17 protein-coding genes and 4 pseudogenes are annotated in these 19,934 nt (G+C 43.8%); 13 read left to right on the top strand and 8 right to left on the bottom strand.

From position 1 onward, the window contains the following. Window positions 1–153 precede the first annotated feature (153 nt). Genes NYE74_RS24395 through NYE74_RS24380 form a run of 4 tightly spaced genes read right to left on the bottom strand, consistent with a single transcriptional unit; the run spans window position 154 to window position 4,549 of the window. Entirely contained in the window at window positions 154–819 is a 666-nt protein-coding gene (locus tag NYE74_RS24395; RefSeq protein ID WP_115311215.1) for a class I SAM-dependent methyltransferase, read from the bottom strand. A gap of 36 nt (window positions 820–855) precedes the next feature. Beyond that, window positions 856–1,797: a hypothetical protein gene (locus NYE74_RS24390; protein WP_063836319.1), complete on the bottom strand. Its 942-nt coding sequence runs from the start codon at window positions 1,795–1,797 to the stop codon at window positions 856–858. A gap of 35 nt (window positions 1,798–1,832) precedes the next feature. Then, window positions 1,833–3,440 (bottom strand): glycosyltransferase family 2 protein, encoded by a 1,608-nt coding sequence (locus NYE74_RS24385; RefSeq protein ID WP_036624203.1) that lies wholly within the window; start codon window positions 3,438–3,440, stop codon window positions 1,833–1,835. Further along, the gene (locus NYE74_RS24380) at window positions 3,437–4,549 is read right to left on the bottom strand and encodes a tetratricopeptide repeat-containing glycosyltransferase family 2 protein (RefSeq protein ID WP_036624202.1); all 1,113 of its coding nucleotides are present in this window, start codon (window positions 4,547–4,549) and stop codon (window positions 3,437–3,439) included. Before NYE74_RS24380 ends, NYE74_RS24385 begins: the two co-directional genes overlap by 4 nt. A gap of 218 nt (window positions 4,550–4,767) precedes the next feature. On the opposite strand from NYE74_RS24380, the gene NYE74_RS24375 reads away from it, so the two are divergent. The 4 genes and pseudogenes from NYE74_RS24375 to NYE74_RS24360 all read left to right on the top strand — a co-directional run bounded on the left by NYE74_RS24375 (window position 4,768) and on the right by NYE74_RS24360 (window position 8,428). After that, window positions 4,768–4,965, top strand: coding sequence for a hypothetical protein (locus NYE74_RS24375; RefSeq protein ID WP_127463417.1), 198 nt, complete (start codon window positions 4,768–4,770; stop codon window positions 4,963–4,965). Window positions 4,966–5,129: 164 nt separating this feature from the next. Then, a pseudogene (locus NYE74_RS24370) lies at window positions 5,130–6,654 on the top strand (NTTRR-F1 domain); the annotation flags it as partial. Between the two features lie 282 nt (window positions 6,655–6,936). After that, complete coding sequence (locus NYE74_RS24365) at window positions 6,937–7,236, top strand: hypothetical protein (protein WP_316560923.1); 300 nt, start codon at window positions 6,937–6,939, stop codon at window positions 7,234–7,236. A gap of 445 nt (window positions 7,237–7,681) precedes the next feature. After that, window positions 7,682–8,428, top strand: coding sequence for a succinylglutamate desuccinylase/aspartoacylase family protein (locus NYE74_RS24360; RefSeq protein WP_063836318.1), 747 nt, complete (start codon window positions 7,682–7,684; stop codon window positions 8,426–8,428). Window positions 8,429–8,672: 244 nt separating this feature from the next. On the opposite strand, the gene NYE74_RS24355 is transcribed toward NYE74_RS24360, so the two are convergent. Continuing rightward, entirely contained in the window at window positions 8,673–9,434 is a 762-nt protein-coding gene (locus NYE74_RS24355) for a YheC/YheD family protein (protein WP_036628448.1), read from the bottom strand. A gap of 195 nt (window positions 9,435–9,629) precedes the next feature. Here NYE74_RS24355 and NYE74_RS33400 point away from each other — a divergent pair. Then, window positions 9,630–9,749, top strand: a pseudogene (locus NYE74_RS33400) (DUF6492 family protein); the annotation flags it as partial. A 350-nt stretch (window positions 9,750–10,099) separates the two neighbouring features. After that, window positions 10,100–10,240 (top strand): annotated as a pseudogene (locus NYE74_RS24350) (transposase); the annotation flags it as partial. A gap of 274 nt (window positions 10,241–10,514) precedes the next feature. Here the strand turns inward: NYE74_RS24350 and NYE74_RS24345 are convergent. Next, window positions 10,515–11,909, bottom strand: coding sequence for a helix-turn-helix domain-containing protein (locus tag NYE74_RS24345; protein ID WP_036624201.1), 1,395 nt, complete (start codon window positions 11,907–11,909; stop codon window positions 10,515–10,517). 451 nt (window positions 11,910–12,360) lie between these two features. Here NYE74_RS24345 and NYE74_RS24340 point away from each other — a divergent pair. Beyond that, a pseudogene (locus tag NYE74_RS24340) lies at window positions 12,361–12,731 on the top strand (transposase); the annotation flags it as partial. Between the two features lie 82 nt (window positions 12,732–12,813). Here NYE74_RS24340 and NYE74_RS24335 read toward each other — a convergent pair. Then, entirely contained in the window at window positions 12,814–13,347 is a 534-nt protein-coding gene (locus NYE74_RS24335) for a hypothetical protein (RefSeq protein ID WP_036624200.1), read from the bottom strand. A 383-nt stretch (window positions 13,348–13,730) separates the two neighbouring features. Here NYE74_RS24335 and NYE74_RS24330 point away from each other — a divergent pair, with 383 nt between their 5' ends. The 4 genes from NYE74_RS24330 (at window position 13,731) to NYE74_RS24315 (ending at window position 16,611) form a co-directional block, all read left to right on the top strand. Further along, window positions 13,731–14,861: a hypothetical protein gene (locus NYE74_RS24330; RefSeq protein WP_036624198.1), complete on the top strand. Its 1,131-nt coding sequence runs from the start codon at window positions 13,731–13,733 to the stop codon at window positions 14,859–14,861. A 95-nt stretch (window positions 14,862–14,956) separates the two neighbouring features. Beyond that, window positions 14,957–15,511, top strand: coding sequence for a hypothetical protein (locus tag NYE74_RS24325; RefSeq protein WP_036624197.1), 555 nt, complete (start codon window positions 14,957–14,959; stop codon window positions 15,509–15,511). Between the two features lie 345 nt (window positions 15,512–15,856). Beyond that, window positions 15,857–16,039 carry a hypothetical protein gene (locus NYE74_RS24320; RefSeq protein ID WP_036624196.1) on the top strand — a complete coding sequence of 61 codons (183 nt, stop codon included), beginning with the start codon at window positions 15,857–15,859 and terminating at the stop codon, window positions 16,037–16,039. Between the two features lie 260 nt (window positions 16,040–16,299). Then, window positions 16,300–16,611, top strand: a complete 312-nt coding sequence (locus NYE74_RS24315) for a hypothetical protein (protein WP_127463416.1) — start codon at window positions 16,300–16,302, stop codon at window positions 16,609–16,611. A 475-nt stretch (window positions 16,612–17,086) separates the two neighbouring features. Here the strand turns inward: NYE74_RS24315 and NYE74_RS24310 are convergent, their stop codons facing one another. Beyond that, window positions 17,087–17,425: a helix-turn-helix domain-containing protein gene (locus NYE74_RS24310; protein ID WP_051985576.1), complete on the bottom strand. Its 339-nt coding sequence runs from the start codon at window positions 17,423–17,425 to the stop codon at window positions 17,087–17,089. Between the two features lie 551 nt (window positions 17,426–17,976). On the opposite strand from NYE74_RS24310, the gene NYE74_RS24305 reads away from it, so the two are divergent. After that, window positions 17,977–18,819 carry a hypothetical protein gene (locus NYE74_RS24305; protein ID WP_036624193.1) on the top strand — a complete coding sequence of 281 codons (843 nt, stop codon included), beginning with the start codon at window positions 17,977–17,979 and terminating at the stop codon, window positions 18,817–18,819. A gap of 411 nt (window positions 18,820–19,230) precedes the next feature. Further along, window positions 19,231–19,932 (top strand): hypothetical protein, encoded by a 702-nt coding sequence (locus NYE74_RS24300; protein WP_036624192.1) that lies wholly within the window; start codon window positions 19,231–19,233, stop codon window positions 19,930–19,932. The last annotated feature ends 2 nt before the right edge of the window (window positions 19,933–19,934 follow it).

Below are 19,934 nucleotides of genomic sequence, written 5' to 3'. Positions count from 1 at the left end.
TAAACAAAGAGCAGAGTTCTCCCGGCTCTGCTCTATTTTACTTTACCCAGTTTACCGCATTATTGACTTCCTTTCTACAAGGAATGGTTGGCCTGGTTAAACATTCTGAGAAGGGGAAATTTTTTTCTGGTAATGACAGTTCTGTTCGCTTGGTCAGGAAGGGTTTACCATTTCAATTTGTTTTTCATATTCAAGCAGCGGAACCCGACAAATGGTAACGAGCAGATAACCGGGGAAGTTATCCTTCTGCGATGAATGAAGCGACTCATACCATGAACGGAAGGCTGTTTTAACAGGTTCGGACTCATGAATGAAATCGAGAAAAGCAAGGCTGTCAAGAAACCCGGTGTGCTTCTCTTCCAGAAATACAAGCCCGCTCCGTTCGGCAACGGTCCGCAAGCTAGTCACCGGATGTTCTTTGCCGTACATCCATGTTCCTTCTTTTTCCGCGATCGCTTTCCCCACCACATAAGGCAAGCATCTCGCGTTTGGCGTCATCACCAGTATTGTCCCTCCCGGCTTGGTAATCCGGGCCATTTCCCGCAGCATCGCGACTTGCTCATCCTCTTCGAAGTGTTCAAGCACACCGGCATTCCAGGTCAAGTCGAATCGGGCATCTGGAAGTCCGGTATTCCGAATGTCGGCTTGAAGAAAGGTCGCGGGGACATGTCTCTCGAAAAAGGCTTGCCGGCTGTTTCTCAGGGCTTGTTCCGAAAGGTCGATCAAAGTTACGTTAGCACCTTCTTCCGCCAGTTTTAAGGAGACTTTGCCCGTCCCCGAACCAGCTTCAGCAATTTGTACACGGTCATTCAAGGTGATTACTTCTCGAATTTGCTCGTAGATCGTTTGGCTGAGCTAATCCCACTCGTAAGAGACATTTCCCGACCAAATTCGATCCCAAACCTGATTCTGATATGTCCCTTGCATTTCGCAAGTCATAAGTTCCTCACTCTTTCTCAAAGGGATGTATTTATGGAAGAGATCCCGGAAGCCGGAATGATCTCCATGAAGGCGGGACAATTGCCGGAAACCGTAAGCACCATACTGGCTTGCCAGACCTTCTTCGTTGCGAAGAACTTCCGTTCCAAAATTGGGCAAAGACATGCGCTGAGCGAGCGTGGCGTGGTAAACCCAACTGGATAAACAGCATTTGGGGCGCCATCCGCTACGGGTGCCCATGTAGTAGGCATAAGCCAACAACAGACTGTCATCCTCGAATCCCTGTGTGCCCTGCAAAAAACGAACATCGTAACCCCCAAACTCGCGGAGAAGCTCAGCACGATGCAGGACCGGATGTACAAATCCCGGTTTCAGCCCCTCCCGAGGCAATTGCTCCAGAAGCTGCAAAATGGCTTCGGGCGAAGAGGGAAGATCGATCCGTTTTCCCAGCGGCTGCAGCTCTCCGTAGGCCGTTAGAAGGCCTGGACAAATCATGGGTTCATCGGATGACGTTAAGAAAGAAATTAGAGGTGCATACCAATTCCGAGGAAACAGCATGTCGACGTGAATCTCCGATATAAACGGAACACTCGGATATTGCTGCTCGATATAGTTGAAGCATGCCTGGCGGGCGAACGCGATCCCATCATTGTTGCCGCTTCCGAGAATGTCGGCCGACACTTCGCTTCGTGTGACTAGGGATTCCACTTCCTCGAATGACAGCGATCCTTGGTTGTAAATGACAACATGATGGTCGCGGGAAGCGCCAAGGCTTTTCAAGCACTCGAAAGCCATCGCGATGTCCGCTTCCCGGTTTTCCGGGCGGATGAACAAGGGCAACGTATGAATAACATCCATTTCAGTTGTTATCTCCTTTCATTGCGATAAGCCGCTTACTCAGTCCATTCCACCAAATTCGGCACGGGATCTAAAATCGAGTCGTATTGTTCCCGCCAGCCGTAAGCGCCGCCGGGATCCAGCTCCCGGTAGCGGTGCAGCTTTTCGTGCCGATCCTCTTCCTTGGCCCAGCCGAAGTGCTTCACTCGAAGGGGAGAAAGCCGATGCGGCAATTCAAATATATTTGCGGGAAATCGGCCGCAGTGCTGAGGCGTTTCTTTCCAACGGTAGGTGAAGGATGGGCGGTAACGAACCAGAAACGGACGGTAGGTCAAATGCGAACGCCAGTAGGCGTCTTCCCGGTAATGCGTTGCGTTCCAAAAATCGTATAAACGGAAACAGAACACATCCGTCTCGTTTTGCTGAAGCATTCCTTCGATTTCTTCGGCGAAGCGCCGTTCAAACCATTCATCGGCATCCAGATTAAGAATCCATGTTGGATCGGTACGAATCGTCTCCTGCCATTGCTGCCGGCGCAGCTCGACTTCATTGTCGAATTTGGACCTTGAGTTGCGGACGAGTTTGACGGGAAGTCCCTGCAGCGTATCCATAACCACATCAACCGACTCATCGGTGCTTCCGTCGTCAATGACGACCGCTTGACCGATATAGGCGCTATGTTCTTGCAAGGCTTGCTTCAGATACCGTCCGGCCTCGTTTCTCACGATCATTGACAAGGTGAGGGGGAGGTGACGGCGAAGGAAATCCGCGCATCCGGACCCATCCGGTTGGCTCGCGGAAGGAATTGCTGCCTTAGTGTTTTTTTCGGATCGGACAGGAATGGGGGTTGGCTTCTCATAATGAGCAAGAAAGTCGTCGGCCCCAGGCAAATCGCTATTCCGATAAATGTGGTACGCGGGAAAATGAGTATCCGCATATAAAGACAAGCCAAGAGCGGCGGCACGGATGCAAAAATGACGGTCTTCACCCCAGAACGACAAATTCGGAATCGGCCGAAAGTTCACGCCGGCATCCAGTGCCCGTCTGCCGATCAAGGTGCAAGCGCCCAGTCCTCCTACTTCATAAAACCCCGGAGTACGCAGCATGTCTATGAACGATTTATATCGCTCTGCAATTTGTTCATCGTTAAGCTGCTCGCCCCGTTTTTGCACCCACTGGGTGTACTCATCTTGCAACCAAACCTGGGGCTGGGGTTCGGCCTCGGGCTGCCACCGGGTCCAGAACACTTCCGAAACGATGTCCACCTTGGCCTCCAGAAGCTGTTCTATCGTATGCGGGTGAAGCAGAATATCCGAATCGACGAGAAAAAGGCCGTCGAATTGCTGCTCTCGGGCATGCTGAATAAATATATTTTTATAACCCGCCACTTTCCAGACTAAATGCTCGTTCCAATAATGAGTTGTGTCGTTGCGGATGTAATCGGAGGACGAGGTCATCCGCTTGATGATCGTTCCGGCGTGATGAGAAGAAAATTTTTGAAGCAGTTCGGCAGATGCCGGATCGTCGTTATCGTCGATAAAAAAGAAGACAGCCTCATAGGAAGTTCGTTCAAGGTTCGCGAGCGAGGCTAGAAATCTTTGGAGAATTTCGGGCTGCTGGCGGATCGGACTTCCAATCAAAATACGAAGTATTCCCCCGCTCATGAAGACATTCCCCCTGCTGCTGCTTCAAGGGGCTGCTCAAGTCTCGTTCGGAAGTATTCCCGGTTCTTCAGCATCCGCGGGTCCTCCGGCCGGTAATGCAGGGCAAGTTCATTGTGCTGGGAAGCAAGTTCGTATTTGCCGATCCGGTCGTAGCATACGCTTAATTGCAAATGCGGCAGCCAGGTCCAGAAGGCGGGATTGGCAAATCCTAAGTGATCATCCTCCGGTTTTGCTTGAATCGCCGACCTATACCAGAAAATAGCGGCTTTATAGTTTTGTTCGTTAAGAAAATGGTACCCGAGCCTACAGCAGAATTCAGCCCGTGGGTGGTCATATTGCAAGGAACGCAGGGTAGCTTCCAGCTCTGATTGGCGGTCCCCCAAGGCATGGTAACAGTCGGCCAGCTTGCCGCAGGCTGAAATATTATCTTCGATCCAGCCCTTGCCTCCGTTCAAGAACGTCTCATAATACCGGATTGCTTTGCGGTGAAACCCGTGATCCTTTAGTTCGTTAGCATAATAATAGATATCCCTGGGAGTGAGTTCTTCTTCTACGGACAGGCGGCGTTCATATATTTTTAAATTGCGATCCGAATCTTTCCCGTCATTTTTGCTGAGATGGGTAATGGCGATATCGCTGTGTACGGTATGGCCGCCGACTTCCAAGTATTCATGAACCGGGCCGATCCAGCGGAAATTCCGTGATCGCCGGACGAGCCGGTTACGCCTCAGACTGAACGTAACGTTCCCGTACTCGTCCTTGCTAAGATGATACAACATGGTAACGGAATCCGCGTTAGGATCAAGCGTTTGCTTTAATTCGCGCAGTTTGTCCCGGTCCGCCGGCTCGATGACATCATCCGCGTCCAGCCAAAGAATAAAATCCATCGTCGCCTGTTCGAAGGCGTAATTCCGTGCGGCGGCAAAATCGTCGACCCAGTTGAACGTATAAAACTGCGAGGTAAAACGGCTGACAACGGATTTAGTGTCGTCAGTCGAACCGGTATCGACAATCACAATTTCATCGACGAGGTCAGCCGCCGTTTCCAGGCATCGCCCGATGGCAGCTTCTTCGTTCTTCACGATCATGCACAGGCTTATAGTAATCACTCCATGCCCTCCATCTAGGTCGAGTTAATCTAAATTACTGCTATGTATTCAGAAATTGCCTAACTGGTTACTGGTACATCTGGTGTGAGTGTCGTTACGGTGTTTTTAAATTGAATATAGGTTAACACCGTGGTGATATTCGCCTCCCAACCATAGACTATTATGATACATGGAAGTTCTGGGCTAACCGAATAAATCAGCTAGATGGGGGAGGATTAATGACCAGCCGACGAAGTTTTAACCAATTGTTGAAAGATGCTAATTGTCGTTTATACAAAGCAGAGCGTTTTTTAAATTGCGGAAAAGTTAAGCAAGCAAGAAATGATATTGTCGATTCCATTAACATTTTGAGTCGTGCGCTTGTGAGTTTAAAACGCAGGAGAGCTAAGAAAAAAATGAGGAAGAGTACAACATGAATAACATGGAACGCTCGGGGAAAAAGGGGATAAGAAAAATAAAATTAACCAGGAGGTTACTGCGAGTAGCGAAGAAACTTGCAAAACAACAAAAAATAAGCTCAGCTAAGCGGAAAGTTGCAAAATCTCTTCTTTATCTAAGTCAAGCATTAAGATGTATCGATATGCATGAAATAAGAAAGATAAAGGAGCGAACAAGACCATTACAAGTGGGTGCTCCCCCAACGAAAGCACCTGGACCAGTTGGTGTACCAGGGCCGACCGGTTCCACTGGCCCTAACGGAGGGCTAAGTCTCGGACAGCATCTTTTTAATGTTATCGGCACGACGGGGGCGGCCAGTGTTGGGGCTGGGGAGAAGATAACGTTCTTGTCTGATACCTTGGAAATTGAAGTAACCCCGGGATCGGCAAATGTAAGAATAGAAGATCCGGTGCCAGGGGCAGGAGCTATAGGGGCAACTGGATCGACGGGTGCTACAGGAGCCACAGGTGCCACAGGAGCGACGGGAGCAACGGGAGCAACAGGAGCAACAGGAGCAACAGGTGCCACAGGAGCGACGGGTGCCACGGGAGCGACAGGTGCGACAGGGGCAACGGGAGCGACCGGAGAAACTGGAGCAACGGGAGCGACAGGAGTAACGGGAGCAACCGGAGCAACAGGGGCAACAGGAGAAACGGGGGCAACAGGAGGAACAGGAGCTACGGGAGCAACAGGTGCAACGGGTCCGACTGGAGCAACAGGAGCGACAGGAGCCACGGGAGCCACGGGAGCAACTGGAGAGACTGGAGCAACTGGAGAGACTGGTGCCACAGGTGCCACGGGAGCGACAGGAGCGACGGGTCCGACTGGAGCAACTGGAGAGACTGGAGAGACTGGAGCAACGGGAGCCACAGGAGCAACAGGAGCTACGGGAGCAACGGGAGCGACGGGTCCGACTGGAGCAACTGGAGAGACTGGAGCAACGGGAGCAACAGGTGCCACAGGAGCAACTGGTGCCACGGGTGCGACAGGAGCAACAGGAGTGACGGGTCCGGCTGGAGCAACTGGAGAGACTGGAGCAACAGGTGCCACAGGAGCGACGGGAGCAACGGGAGCAACGGGAGCAACAGGTGCAACAGGAGCGACGGGAGCGACGGGAGCAACAGGTGCCACAGGAGCGACGGGAGCTACGGGAGCAACGGGTGCAACGGGAGCGACAGGAGCAACAGGAGCAACAGGTGCCACAGGAGCGACGGGTGCCACGGGAGCGACAGGTGCGACAGGGGCAACAGGAGCAACCGGAGCAACGGGAGCCACAGGGGCAACAGGAACAACAGGAGCCACAGGAGCGACCGGAGAAACTGGAGCAACGGGAGCCACAGGGGCAACCGGAGCAACAGGGGCAACAGGAGAAACGGGGGCAACAGGAGGAACAGGAGCTACGGGAGCAACAGGTGCAACGGGTCCGACTGGAGCAACTGGAGAGACTGGAGCAACAGGAGCGACAGGAGCCACGGGAGCAACTGGAGAGACTGGAGCAACTGGAGAGACTGGTGCCACAGGTGCAACGGGTGCGACAGGTGTGAACAGGGGCAACTGGATCGACGGGAGCAACAGGAGCGACCGGAGCAACAGGAGGAACGGGAGCCACAGGAGCAACAGGGGAAACGGGAGCAACTGGAGCCACGGGTGCAACTGGAGCAACGGGAGAGACAGGAGCAACAGGAGCGACAGGTGCAACGGGAGCCACAGGGGCAACCGGAGCAACAGGTGCAACAGGAGCGACCGGAGCAACGGGTGCAACAGGAGCAACCGGAGCAACAGGAGCGACCGGAGCAACAGGTGCAACAGGAGCCACAGGAGCCACAGGTGCAACAGGAGCAACAGGAGCCACTGGTGTAACAGGGTCTTTTAGAGAATTTCAAGTATCTGAAAATTCACCTAATACAACAGGTAGTTCAGCTATCCCAATCACCACAGTTGCAACCACCTTGAAAACAATCACAATTACTGGAGTAACAGCAGGAAGCAGTGTTTGGTTAACCGGAATTGTCGGATGGGAATCAACGGCAGGAGCTACTGCAATTCAGCTACAAATTCTTCGTGGGGCGACTATAATTTTCAGCATTAATCAACATGCAACTGCAAATAACACATTTGAAGTCACCAGTGTCGATCATGTAGATTTAACCCACGGAACAGGAAATATTACGTATTCCTTAGATGCTTTAACTTTGGAAGGTACTGCGAATGCTATTGGAGCCATTACTTTTACCGGGGCATTGATTTAGGCACAAAAAGTGATGCTGTCTTGCCATAATTTTATGCAGCAATCCTTGTGTATACTTTATTTAATTAAGCAAAAAACCGCCTCTGAATTGTGATCAGAAGCGGTTTTTTATTTTGTCTTGTTCGCCATCAACATTAAAGGAAGATTTGGAGACATCGGAGCGGGTTAGTTAGCTTTGGTACTGCTGTCCTGAAAGAATTTTACATCAGTTTGCCTTTTTGAAGGCAAAACCCGACGTACAGTTGTGTAATGGAGTTCCACCATTCTGTATCGAGCGGAGTGACCGTCACACCAAGTGATATTCGTACGATACCTCTTAGTCTTATCAAGGGCATTTCCTTAACATATCTAACCCCAATAATCCGCAGATTGCTCGGTCATTCTGTACGTGTCTCCCAATAAAACATACCCGTATGATATCTTATCACACAGGAGGTGAGAGCCTTATGATGATCAGGAAACAGTTTCTAGCGCAAAATTCCAGTTATAAAACACCGTATTATGTTATTGAAGGTAAAAATCCGGGAGAAACCGTCTTTATTACTGCGGGAATTCACGGCAATGAAATAGCCAGTATCCGTGCGGCCCAGCAATTATTGGATAGGTTGCGTAGAGGAAACTTGAAGATAGAAAAAGGCAAACTCATTCTCGTTCCGACAGTAAATAATCAAGCATATAAAAAACGCATTCGCGGCATTCCTGATTTGAATAGGACTTTTCCTAGGAGCGTGCATAAATCGGCCAAGCATCCGCTCGCTAAAGAGTTGTTTGAATTAGCAAAAAAACATCGCCCCAATTGGTATATTGATCTTCATGAAGCAAACGGGTTGTCTAAAGTAAATCCCAAAAGACTGGGTCAGACACTCATAATCAACCCTGGCAGTAAAGCTCAGCCTACAGTTAGAAGAATTGTGGGCAAGATAAATAGCAGTATCGATATTCCAAAACATCGCTTTAGCTCACGTATTAAACATAAGGAAGGTACAGGGCGTACGGCAGCAAGCCGGCTGCTTCATGCCAAAGCCATAACTGTAGAGACATGCTGGAGCCTGCCCCTATCCAAAAGAGTTCATTATCAAGCTCGTATCATTCATTATTTTCTTGAAGAAGCAAATTTAATGGGGAAGCGTCCTCCAAAAACAAACAACAGAAAGCATGTTAATTATGGTTTTGTTGGGGCAACGCTATTCTAGATCATGTAATGAATGAAGCGTATATCATTATATGCTTAACAATGACGAATAAAATGCAATTATATACAAAAACTTAAAAATCAAAAGCGGGCGTTATCCTCAACAGAGGATATGCCCGCTTTTGGAGATAGCGTATTTTGTCTTTAATAAGCAATCATACTCATGTTCTCGTTTAGTTATATGGAGAAGTATAAGTTAATTCCTACTTAAAGTAGAATACATAAATTAAAGCAATGCCATTTTTTTATTTCACTTTTGAAGCAGCGCGCCGGTAGCATTGCCTGACCCTACGATACATCGTCTTGTCCTTTAATTGATTAAAAATAAAGGGATCCGGTTTGACATTCACCTCAATAATCCAGGGCTTCATACCACGGTCCAGCCCAATATCCACGCCGATTTGCTTCAGGTGAGGGTATTTTTTCTTCATATGACGGGCTATGTGCAGGCTAAGCTCATTCATTTCCCGAACCAGTTCTTTTCTTCGTTTTGGGGATGCATGGGATTCCAACAGCTTATGAACATCCATCGGCTTACCGCCGCTATGATAATTGGTTACGATTTTTTTCGGATGACCAAGGCGACCGATAATGCCGGTAGCTTCCCACTGATGGCTTGGGTTTAACTGGATCATGACCCGGATGTCAAAACGTCTGTTATTGTGCTTGAGCAGATGGATACCTTTCTGAACTAGATAGCTTTTTTTGCGCACCAGACGTTCTAGACTTGCATGGAACGATTCAAAGTTGTCGAACGTCAGTCGTTTTTGCTCAATTTGGTAGGCAAAACTTTGAGGATTCACCTTCTCTGCTTTAATGACACCCATTCCGTAAGTACCGCTCTCAGGTTTAATGTACACCATACCGTATTTGCTAATCATAGACTTCAGATTGGCCTTGTTATACCTCTGTGTGTCAGGGATAAACGGTTTAATGAAGCTGTTATTGAGAATTACTTTTGTTTTCACCCATTTGCTTCTTAAAGGCTGCAATTTTCCAACCTTCACATTTACCTCTCCCTTCAGCAGATGCAATAGACCTGCGACTTCACCATGACCATGCATTATATGCAGTAATGATAAAGCAACCCTAAGCAAAAGCCCCCCTATTTTAAAAAAGGCATACTCGCTTACGCCCTGACCAAACCGTATTTGTACACATACCATGAAAAAAATGTAATCATTTGTGCAAGGAATGAGGAGATGGAAGTTCAGCGTAGAAGACAGTTAAATCGTGCGCCTATGATCGATGTGCTAATACCTGCTATCGAAAAAGATTTAGGTACCCTTCCCTACGTTATCGATAGCGTTCGCCGTTATGTATAGCATCCGATTGGACACATTTTTATTGAAGATGGGCGGTAACGAACTAGAAACGGATGGTAGGTCAAATGCGAGCGCCAGTAGGCATCTTCCCAGTAATGTGTTGCATTCCAAAAATCGTATAAACGAAAATAGTATACATCCACCTTATTTTGATCAAGCATTCCTTCGATTTCTTCGGCAAAGCGCCGTTCGAACTCCGCATCCAGAAGCGTTGCAGGTCTCACTTTAATTGGAGATTATACTGGAAATGCGGTTGTCCCCCAAACAGACCGTCTTGTCAGCGTTTGGACAGATACTCGCACAGGAACGGAAAACATTTGGTTTGGCGATAATCAATAGACTTCTGCACGATTGAGCGAAGTTTCGCGGATGCCAAAGAGCTCCACGGACTTCACTATTGTCGGTTTCGCAGCAAGAAAAAAGTCTTAGAGCAAGCGCTCATGACCGCTATATGTCAAAAAATCAAGAAGATCGCCCTATCTGGTTAAGCTGGCCAGGTGGGGCGATCTTCTTATATTTTAATACTCAATACTTCAGAAATTCATCCAACTTATTCAAACGAACTCAAAAAACAGAGCTTTGCCAATAGCCTGAAGTGGGTATCCACACTCCTTTTCTTATTTCAGCTGTGTATTTACATAATCGGAGTCAAATAAACCGCAGCTTTCAGGTTTTCTTTTCAATCAGCCGCCTCCATGAGTGAAACCCAAAAGTTGAATGAGGTTTTGTGTGTTAACAAGAACGGAAGTAACAAAAAGCAAACTAGTTGCCAAATAGAGAAGCGGCCTTGTCTTTTTCATCTTCATACACCTCATTAATCAGATTTTGATAGGTTGATTTCGTTTCAGATGAAGCTGCAGCTCTAAAGCGTTCAAACAATCCAACTGATTTAATTATACATGATCTCTTATTGATTTTTGCAGATAATTCCAAACAGTGCAATAAATATTTAAATCCAAACGGATACAGATTACGATTAAAATAATAAGCCGCTAATTCGTGCAAGAAGTCAGCGAAAGCTGTAGCGATCAATTGGTCTGTATATAAACCAATAGTGTGCTGATCCTTTATATAGTCGACGATATATGAATCAAATCGTTCCAGGATATCATCTATTTCGAGATCAAATCGGTTTGCTGCTTCAATAATATTGAACAATCCAGGCAAAACCTCATCTTTATTCGTTTCCATGTAATCGATATACTTCGGAATTACACTTGAATCCCCTGATAGAAGCGTATACGCATAAGTATTGACTCTGGCCCATTCTTTAAATAAATGAAGCCAGTGAAGCGCATCGTTATCTTTTTCCTCTACCCATTCCAAATCAGAGTAAATATTCGTATAATGCAACGCCTGCTTATAATCTTTCCTTGCCTCACATACACAAGCACGGAGAAGATTGGCATATGCACAATAAAAGAATAATGGTCTCCCAGGCTTTTTGGAAGTTTCTCTTTTTTTGATTTGATGTGCTAATTTATATTGAATCCTTCCCTTACACTCCAAAATTACCGCCAATTCCTCAACCTTATCCCAATTATAAAGTGCACGGTAAATGTTTGCCAAATCCTTCAATGCATCCAGTTGATCTATTTCATCCAGACGCTCTACATATGGTTCAAACTGATGGGATAGCAGCATATTGTGAGACTGGTTATTGCCAAGCCTAATCTTAAATAGGCGATATTGGCACAAGGCCAACCGTTCAGAATGCTGATTTCGTTCGCTCATAGCCACATTTTCGTAAAGAATCGCCGCCGCTTCATGTTTGCCTATTTCAAACAATTCCTCAGCCAGATCAAACAAAAGCGGGGAGTATAACAAATTATCGAGCAGTAAAGCCACAACTTCGCGTATATGATCTAACTTGTCCAGTTCGGCACAATTATGTATAAAAGGTCTTACTCTTCGCCAGTCAGGGTTCATCTCCTGAAGATAATCCCGAATATAGGTCTTATAAAAATGCCCTTTTGAAAGCCCCATTGCTCCAGTTATCCGATCCATTTGATCGACCGCCAGCGGACGTGCACCGCTTAGAACTGCGCTAATAGTTCCCGTGTTGATCTCGGATCTCCTTGCCAATTGTGTAAGGTTTAGATTATTCTGCTGCATAAATTTATTAATTTCTGCGATAATCGTGGTTGTCTGAATCATTCAAACCCCCCCTATTAGGACCATGCAGACTAGGAACCCCAAATTATAAATTTTCTTTTTGATCAACGGTCAATTTCTACTAATAATCTATTACAAATGTTACCATTTGTCAATAAAATACATTTTGAGGGTTGATTTTAAGATAAATCCAGAAGTCTAGCTCAAAACGGAAAACGACGAAAAAGATGCTTCTGTTTAAGTGTTATGATAACTGTTGTGCAATTGGCAAAGTTAGACATAACCAATTATAAGTTCAGTCGAGGGGAGGACCAAGCAATCCTGTAGTTAGTTTCCCCTGAAAAAATCAGGACTGGAGCAAAAATAAAAAGGAATTCAAACACTTAAAACGGAAATTGTTATTGACCAGATAACAATGCGTTTTGAGGTGAGTTGAATTCCCTTTGTTCATGAATTCAACATAACCTCGGAAATTCCTTTTGAGGTGATGAAAGTGTTGAAACTTCGTGAAGAACAGTTGACCTTATGGGATACCATCATTCCAGAATCTGTATGGTCACTGCCCGAACTAACAAAAGTCGATGCGCTACTTAACGATAAGCGATTTATGCAGCCCTTCATAGAAAAGCACAACACCCGACGAGGTCGTCCTACAAAACAATTGAATCCTTCCTGCGATTAATGTACTTGAAACGTCGGTACAACTTTGGTTACGAGACACTCGTTCAGGAAGTCGGTGACAGCCTCACTTGGCGTCGTTTTTGCCGGATCTCTATTGACGAGAAGATGCCGGATTCCACGACTTTAATCAAAGCTCGCAAACGCTACGGCGATGAATGGGTGGAACAACTAATGGAGATATTGGATCGAGAAAAAAGACGGTTGAGTAAAATTCTCAACCGTCTTTTCTTGTATGTACAAACCATGAGAGAGGTTATTTGAAAAATTATCTATCTCCCTTAACCACAGCCAAAGAATTTGCAATTTTTTGCAAGTATTCTATAACTGCGTCTTCTTTGATATGCTTACCATTTATTTTATCAATGACGATCATGTAGTTCCTCTCTTCTTTATCAAACCGCAATACATAAAATAATTTGCCATCCTTGTATTCAGCTTTTGTTCCATCACTTAAAGAGACGGCGTAACTCCCGCTTAATTTGGAATTCTCAATTTGAGCATTAACGTGAACACGGATTTTCTGATTATCACTTACATATTCCGTTTTTAGGACAGATCCACATCCTACAATACGTACACTTTTTAAAGTTGCATCAAATGGTAACCATGTTGGCATTAATACAGGACTCGAAGAAGCCGTTAATTCTTTATATTCTGTAACAGCTTTTTCAAGAGTATCAAAAAATGTTATCGGATAGCACTCCCCATTCGCTTTTGGCGATGCCAAAACATAGGAAGTATCTGTCAGCCCAACCAATGCAACTAATGCTAAAGAACACTTCATGAGAAACTTCTTCATAAATATCCTCCTCCAAGCCGGCTTTCAGTACTTTCTGTTGATATGATTATTCCCTATAATCCCCTTATCTCATCTTTATTATTAATGATTTGTTTAGATACCCACCCTGCGAATGTGGATAGCCCTTCCTGTTAGTAGAACCTAGTGCTTATAGAGGTTCGCTCACAATATGACGAGCGGCAACTGATTCGGACAATGTCAGCTTATCTCCGCCCCATCTCATATACGCTATCTATCCGCTTACAAACGCTACTCTCCCGATGAGGCTGGAGTTATAATTTTTTAATATTAATGTACTATATACCGACTTGAACCAACATGGTAGTATGTGGAATAACATGGTAAATATCTCAAAAATATATTTTGTAGGGAGGATGGAATTAGTGAAGAAATTGCTTACCGCTACACTTTCTCTAGTAATTTTATTCGGAGCAGTTCCATTAGCAGGTGCAGATGAAATAGCTGAAGATGAACAAATTGTTCCTTTTCGCGAGAGTACCCCTGTGAAAATCGAAGCTGACATATTTGAAAGTATTGTTAGTAACTCTATAGAACAATCAGCTTATGAAATTAGTTCAAATGAGAAGAATTTTGAGTCTAAAATGGATGAACTTAGTAGGATAAATTCAGAACTGCTTTTAGCTGAAGCGATAGAGGAAAAAGGTATTTCAGGAGAGCTTCCGTTCACAGTAGAAGCAAAACGAGAAGAGTACAATAGGGTTGAGGCTGAATTGGTTTCTATGGGGATGAAAAAGTTGAACAATAATGAGGTGAAGACGTTATTAGAAAATGAAGGGAAATACTCAATCAATGCCATACCAGAGTTTCCAGAAGTACCTGACAGTACGAGTTCAAATACTTGGTATTCGAAAGGACCTTCTAGGACTTACGATAGTAAGACCAAACAATACTATAATGTTTATTCTATCTATGCTGTACCTAAAAATTTAACAAGTAGTATGGCGGATAGAGTAGACTTCGATATGTGGTATAAACAGGACAATGCCGAAAGACTTTTAAACAAATTAATCTCTATTTATGCTCAAAAAATTGTTGCTACTGTTAGGGCAATTTCTTGGTACCCTTGGGAGCTGCTTTGGCCAGATGGAGGTCAACCGGAGAGTCTTTCAGGTTCTGATTATAATATTTATGGCTCTGCGGCTACAACAGTTTGCTTTGCATTTGTAAAACCTGAGAAAAAAGAAGATACCTATTATCATTTAACACTCACATCACACTCATTAAGTCTAGCTGTTTTGCATAATTTAAGAGGAGTTGGGAAAAATGGTGAGGCTATTGCGGTATCAATACCTACATACGATACTATTCAATCAAGTTACTGGGAGTCGGTAATACGTGCCCGGCAGTTTTATATTGAGTCACAGACCGCCGGACATGTAGTTAGTGCCATTCCTACACTTAAGTACTACAGCGGAACACACAGTGACCCTGATCAGGATATTATTAAAGAATACTATCCACCTATGGCTTCTTTTATGGCAGATGTATATTAATAAATAGTTATTGCTGAATAGAAAACTGAAAATTATCAGTTTTCTATTCTTTATTTTGTATTTATCCATATTTATATACAAAAAGGAGGCTCTTAATGAGTAAGAAGGGGACAGTTACATTTATATTAATCATTTGTGTAGTAAGTACTATTGTATTGCTTTTAATCTACATACGTCCTATCTCAGTGGACATAAAACTAAATGGAGTTCGTTACTCAACGGTTTTGAATGATGAGTCTATTATCCAAACTGAAACTGTCGTTATGCAAGGGACTTTAAAAAGAAAGTTGAATGGCGAGCGTACCTTTTCAGGTACTTTAGGTAGTGGAAAAAATGAGTTAGAGTTACAAAAAAATATGAGGAAAGTAGATATTCTGTTTGATCCTGAGGGGTATGGTAAGATGATGTCAACACAAGTTAATCAACAGGCTGATTGGAAGCCTGAGAACTACAGATATGGTATCATTTTTGCAGATTTTAATAGAAAAGAATTAACAATTCAATTGAATGAATTAAACGAAAAAAGTGTTGAACGGTGGGTTCAGGGCGAAGGAAACTTAATAACTGCACCAGCTTCTAACAAAGCCGACGCGTTGAAAATATCCAACAGACTTATGGAGAATTTCGTAAACTTAGAAAAAAAACAATAACGAAGGTCTTCCCATTTACGTATAGGAGCGTAGATTTCAATTGAGTCCTTCATAATGAATCCTCCAAAATAAATAATTATATTTACAAATATATACCAAACGGTTTATAACTTGTAAATAGGTAGTGTTTTGAACAAAGGATTTTTTTCTGAGCATTGGCAAGATATTTGACGTGGGTAGCCAAGCAAAGGTTAAACAATCGGTGCCTACACCAGAAGGGACAGTATTTGTGATTATGGCAGTAAGAGAATATGCAAAAAGAAGGTTCCAAACCCGAAGTGGGGACACCAACAAGAATTAGAGTTGTCTATGACAAGAGCACACAAGATTATGGGGGGGAGTGCAATGGACAAATGGGAAAAACAAGAAAAAAATAAGTTTGAAGAGTATAAACGTAAGCCTTTCATCAATTTTGCTGATTCGATGAATCGTGCTGAGATCGGTGATTGGAACGCCTTAGCAAAGGGCGGTTATTTGACTACCATAGTCATCATTGTAGGACTTCTTCTTTTCTTATACTTTAGATAGAGCTTGTGGTTCCCAAAGAGTTAAAGCCATTCTAATAGTGAGGTGTTTTATGGGTACAAAATATAAGCATATAATCTGTTTGACATGGGGATACAGATTTCCATATTCTGATTCAGACTCATGTGTATTATTTGCGGTTTATATCCTGAAGGCAATCCGAAATACGATCGAATACTCGAAGATATTTATTTTGAAGGCGATACTGGAGCTAATTGTTATAAAATTATCGAAGGCATTAAGGAAAATTTTCCACAAAAAAATTGTGGAAATATCGAGCTACTAAAAAGTTAAGCCAAACCGGTTTATATCAAGCTGAATTTAGACATCCATTAGATATTAAAACTGGAAGTTTAGATAATCTTACTAGTCGTCAGGGTAATATTTTGAGAAGAGTTATTAGCAAGGAGAGAAATTCAGAAGCATACGCGGAAATGATAATTGATGAATTAAATCAAATTTTAGCCGAGCCTGATTACTGGTTAGGGGAAGGAAAAAATTTGGCATTAAAAAAGTTTCGCGAAGAAACAATAAACCTTTTTATACCCCAACTAAGCCAAGGTAAATATTTTTAGAATTAAATCAAGTTGGGATCTGATTCATTATTAAACCCTTCTATAAAATAATGATGTGATCAACAAAGAATTTATTAAGATAAAATGATGTCATAAAATTAAGAGGACCAGCTTATGAACTGGTCTTTTTTTTTCTCTATAAAAATTTTAAAGCCTTCGTTCTACATACCTCCGTGATGACCTAACACATGGAAAATTAATGGAAAAGAAATAACAATTAATGAGAAACTTGCCAACAGGAGTTTTGCTTATGATCGGCACGACTTTGCTTTCTGTAGCGAAGCGGAAAGCCTCCTTCAGGTCGGACCGCTTTCAGGATTGTTCTACTAGTTCGAAAAGACGTGCTAAGAAACACGTCTTTTTCTATAGAAAAGGATCAGGAATGAATCTCAGTCTTATGGACATGCGGCCGCGGCAGAAAAAGAAGACGGTGAAAGCGGAGTTGATATGATAAGTATAGGTGAATGAGTAGGGGCTAATTATTTTCCTCATTCACTATTGCATGAATTACATGATAAATCATCTTTTGCTTAGCATCGCTTTGTTGGAGCATGAGTGTTAAGCTATCCCAGACCCACTTTTTCTGGTAAAGATACTCTTCATGATCGTTTTCGAGTAGCGCAAATATGCTGATATCAAGTGCTTCAGCGATTTTAACAAGCGTTTGGATTCGTACATTTTTTTCTCCGCGTTCTAACCGCCCTATGTATGTGCCTGTTGAGCCAATGCAATCTGCTAATTGTTCCTGAGTCAAATGCTTGGCCAAACGGTATAAGCGGATTTTTGCACCGATATGTTGCATTATATTTAACATAACTACACCTCTTAGTCAGTGTAGACGATGGAATGCTTTAAGTTGGAGGCCTTATAGAGTCAAATTAATAAATAAGATTGATGTTTTAGGAATGGTTAGGTATAATTTTCCATAGACCTCCATTTTTTTTACGAAAATCATATGTTAATACAACCAAGGTTCTTATCCAAATTGTTAGCCAAATCTATATAGAATAAACAATTTTCCTGTTTTGTTCTATTAGGGGAGGGATACCAGATCCAATTGTGCAGTACTATTCGCCAGAAGGATATTTTTATTTTTTGGTACAGTTGCTTATTACAGGTTCTCTTGGTCGATTGCATAATTCATCGAGAAAAGATCAAAAAACTGCGATATGGATGATGTAAATGGAACTGGGTAATCAATCGTTAAGTAGCTTATTCCATGAACGACTAGGGAGAGAGTGTGACCTAAAGTTCATAAAACATCTTTAGTGTTAAAATTATACATTTCAGGACACTTTAATTGACTGCAGGTAAATTATGCCTTATATTATTTTTAGGAATAAAATGGGGTAGGAGGTAATTTCAGTGAGTGAATTACGCCTGGATGATTTGAAAATCGATTCCCTGGTTGATCTGTTAAAAGCCACATATGCCCTGGAAGATTGGGACAAGATGATCGAAATAGCGAATAAGCTTCACTTGTCTGCACTAGGACTTGAAGAGGAAAAAACAACCAAACACAAAACCTATGACAGGCATCCAATCTATTATTTTGGATTTAGCCAACTGGCAAAAGGCGTTGCGCTGCAGAATAAGGGGCTATATAAAGAAGCAAAGGCCCTTATCGAGAAGTACAGCGATCTATCCTGGTTAGATGACGGAAGCAAGGAAGCCCGCGAAGAAATTAATTTTTTTAAAATGTTCGCCAAAGCAAACATGTTCGCTGTAAACGTGCTTCAAGGCAATTTAGAATATCTGGATCCATATGTTCAATTCCTGAGAGAATCTAGAATTGATGAGTTGATGCCAGGATTACTTAACATTACCGAAGCAGCAATAAAACATAATTTCGATGTTGAAGAGATATTAGAATCTTTTGAAAACGATATAAATAAGGCAATCGAATATTACAAACAACGGCGAGCATTATACCTGATGAAAGTATTCTATAGATTATCGCTGTATTACTTTGTTCGTCAGCAATACAGTGTTGCAATAGACAAAACATTTCAAGGTTTGGAATTATCTGATATACTAAAAGACACAGTAGCGTTCAAAAAGTTTACTGCTCTGTTTGAGTCATTTAGAGAACATGCCAACGAAGATCAGCAAAAGCGGTACATTGTTTTCATGAATGAAACTCTCAAGGAGGAATTAAGCAATGAAAAAGGCATTTTTTTCGATGGTCGTCGTATTGGGATTAATTAGTGTTGTCGTAGCACCTGTTGTACCGAGTACGCCCGGAACAATAACTGCAAATCATGGGTTGGAACATTAAGCTGGCTGGATAGCTTTCACTGGAGACCGGAACCCGGAAGGGGGCCGGTTTCTTTTTTTATGCCCGCTTGAAAATTACCCCAAATTACGGAGATCGGTGTAAAACAAATGGAAGTTTATACCGATATACATAAGAAAGGGTTTTGTCATTCCTTTATCCTATACATCTCCAACGGTTAGTGCAAGAAAGGACGTACCTGCGCAGCTTAGACAGCGATTGCTTTCTCGACGGTTTTATCGGGATGGGGTCGCTGTTTTTTGTAACTGTCGGGGTGTTGGCTGGGGGGAGCGGCGGAAGTTGTTAGGTCTTAAGCGAGTACATATGGCGAAAGAGGTGCTTAAATGACCAACTTTATCGATGAGCAGTTTCTGAGGATGATTCAGGAGGAAGAACAGCAGGAACAAGAACGGGTTCGGGAGAATCGGCTTTCCATTCCGGAGGTAACAAGAGCGGTTCTTGCCGGGGAGCTGGAACTTGAAAAGGAAAGCATTGAGTTTACTGTAACGGAGGTGGTCCCGGGGCAGGTAGCCTTGCGTTTGCCGGTGTCTTTTAGCGAAATGCCAGAGGCCTATGCGAAAATCAAATACCCGTCCGAACGGCGTCCCAAGCTGATTTACACCAATGATACCCTGACGGTCAATGTGACGGTCAATCCTACGGAGAATCGGCTGTTTGACGATGAGATGGAGGTGTATCAGGCGGAATTGCTGAAGATGCTGAAGCGCATGCAGCCCAATGCCTCCTGGTTGTCCAACGGGGTGTTTGCGTTGGGCGAGGTTGAACCGGAAGCAGGACAGCATTCCCAGGGACGACCCGTGCAGACGGAACAACAGGGCAAAAAACGGGCCGGATATTACGAGTTTGTTTCCCCGGCGATGGACGGGAACATTTATAACTTGACTTTTTTTATGGCCTGGGAAGAAAAAGGGCTTTTCTTCGGGGTGAATTGCATGGAAAAAGAGATGAAGTTATGGCGTCCGATCGCCCACGGTATGATGGCATCCTTACAGGTGATTGGCCAGGAACACAAAGGGGAGGGATAAGG

Source organism: Paenibacillus sp. FSL P4-0127, assembly GCF_038007325.1.
GTDB classification, from domain to species: domain Bacteria; phylum Bacillota; class Bacilli; order Paenibacillales; family Paenibacillaceae; genus Fontibacillus; species Fontibacillus macerans.
This window is presented reverse-complemented; position numbering and strand designations above follow the sequence as displayed.

Coding starts and splice junctions, on each gene's coding strand:
- NYE74_RS24320 (WP_036624196.1), top strand. CDS start 15,857: ATGGACAAATGGGAAAAACAAGAAAAAAATAAGTTTGAAGAGTATAAA.
- NYE74_RS24360 (WP_063836318.1), top strand. CDS start 7,682: ATGATGATCAGGAAACAGTTTCTAGCGCAAAATTCCAGTTATAAAACA.
- NYE74_RS24335 (WP_036624200.1), bottom strand. CDS start 13,347: ATGAAGAAGTTTCTCATGAAGTGTTCTTTAGCATTAGTTGCATTGGTT.
- NYE74_RS24310 (WP_051985576.1), bottom strand. CDS start 17,425: ATGTTAAATATAATGCAACATATCGGTGCAAAAATCCGCTTATACCGT.
- NYE74_RS24345 (WP_036624201.1), bottom strand. CDS start 11,909: ATGATTCAGACAACCACGATTATCGCAGAAATTAATAAATTTATGCAG.
- NYE74_RS24390 (WP_063836319.1), bottom strand. CDS start 1,797: ATGGATGTTATTCATACGTTGCCCTTGTTCATCCGCCCGGAAAACCGG.
- NYE74_RS24325 (WP_036624197.1), top strand. CDS start 14,957: ATGAGTAAGAAGGGGACAGTTACATTTATATTAATCATTTGTGTAGTA.
- NYE74_RS24385 (WP_036624203.1), bottom strand. CDS start 3,440: ATGAGCGGGGGAATACTTCGTATTTTGATTGGAAGTCCGATCCGCCAG.
- NYE74_RS24375 (WP_127463417.1), top strand. CDS start 4,768: ATGACCAGCCGACGAAGTTTTAACCAATTGTTGAAAGATGCTAATTGT.
- NYE74_RS24300 (WP_036624192.1), top strand. CDS start 19,231: ATGACCAACTTTATCGATGAGCAGTTTCTGAGGATGATTCAGGAGGAA.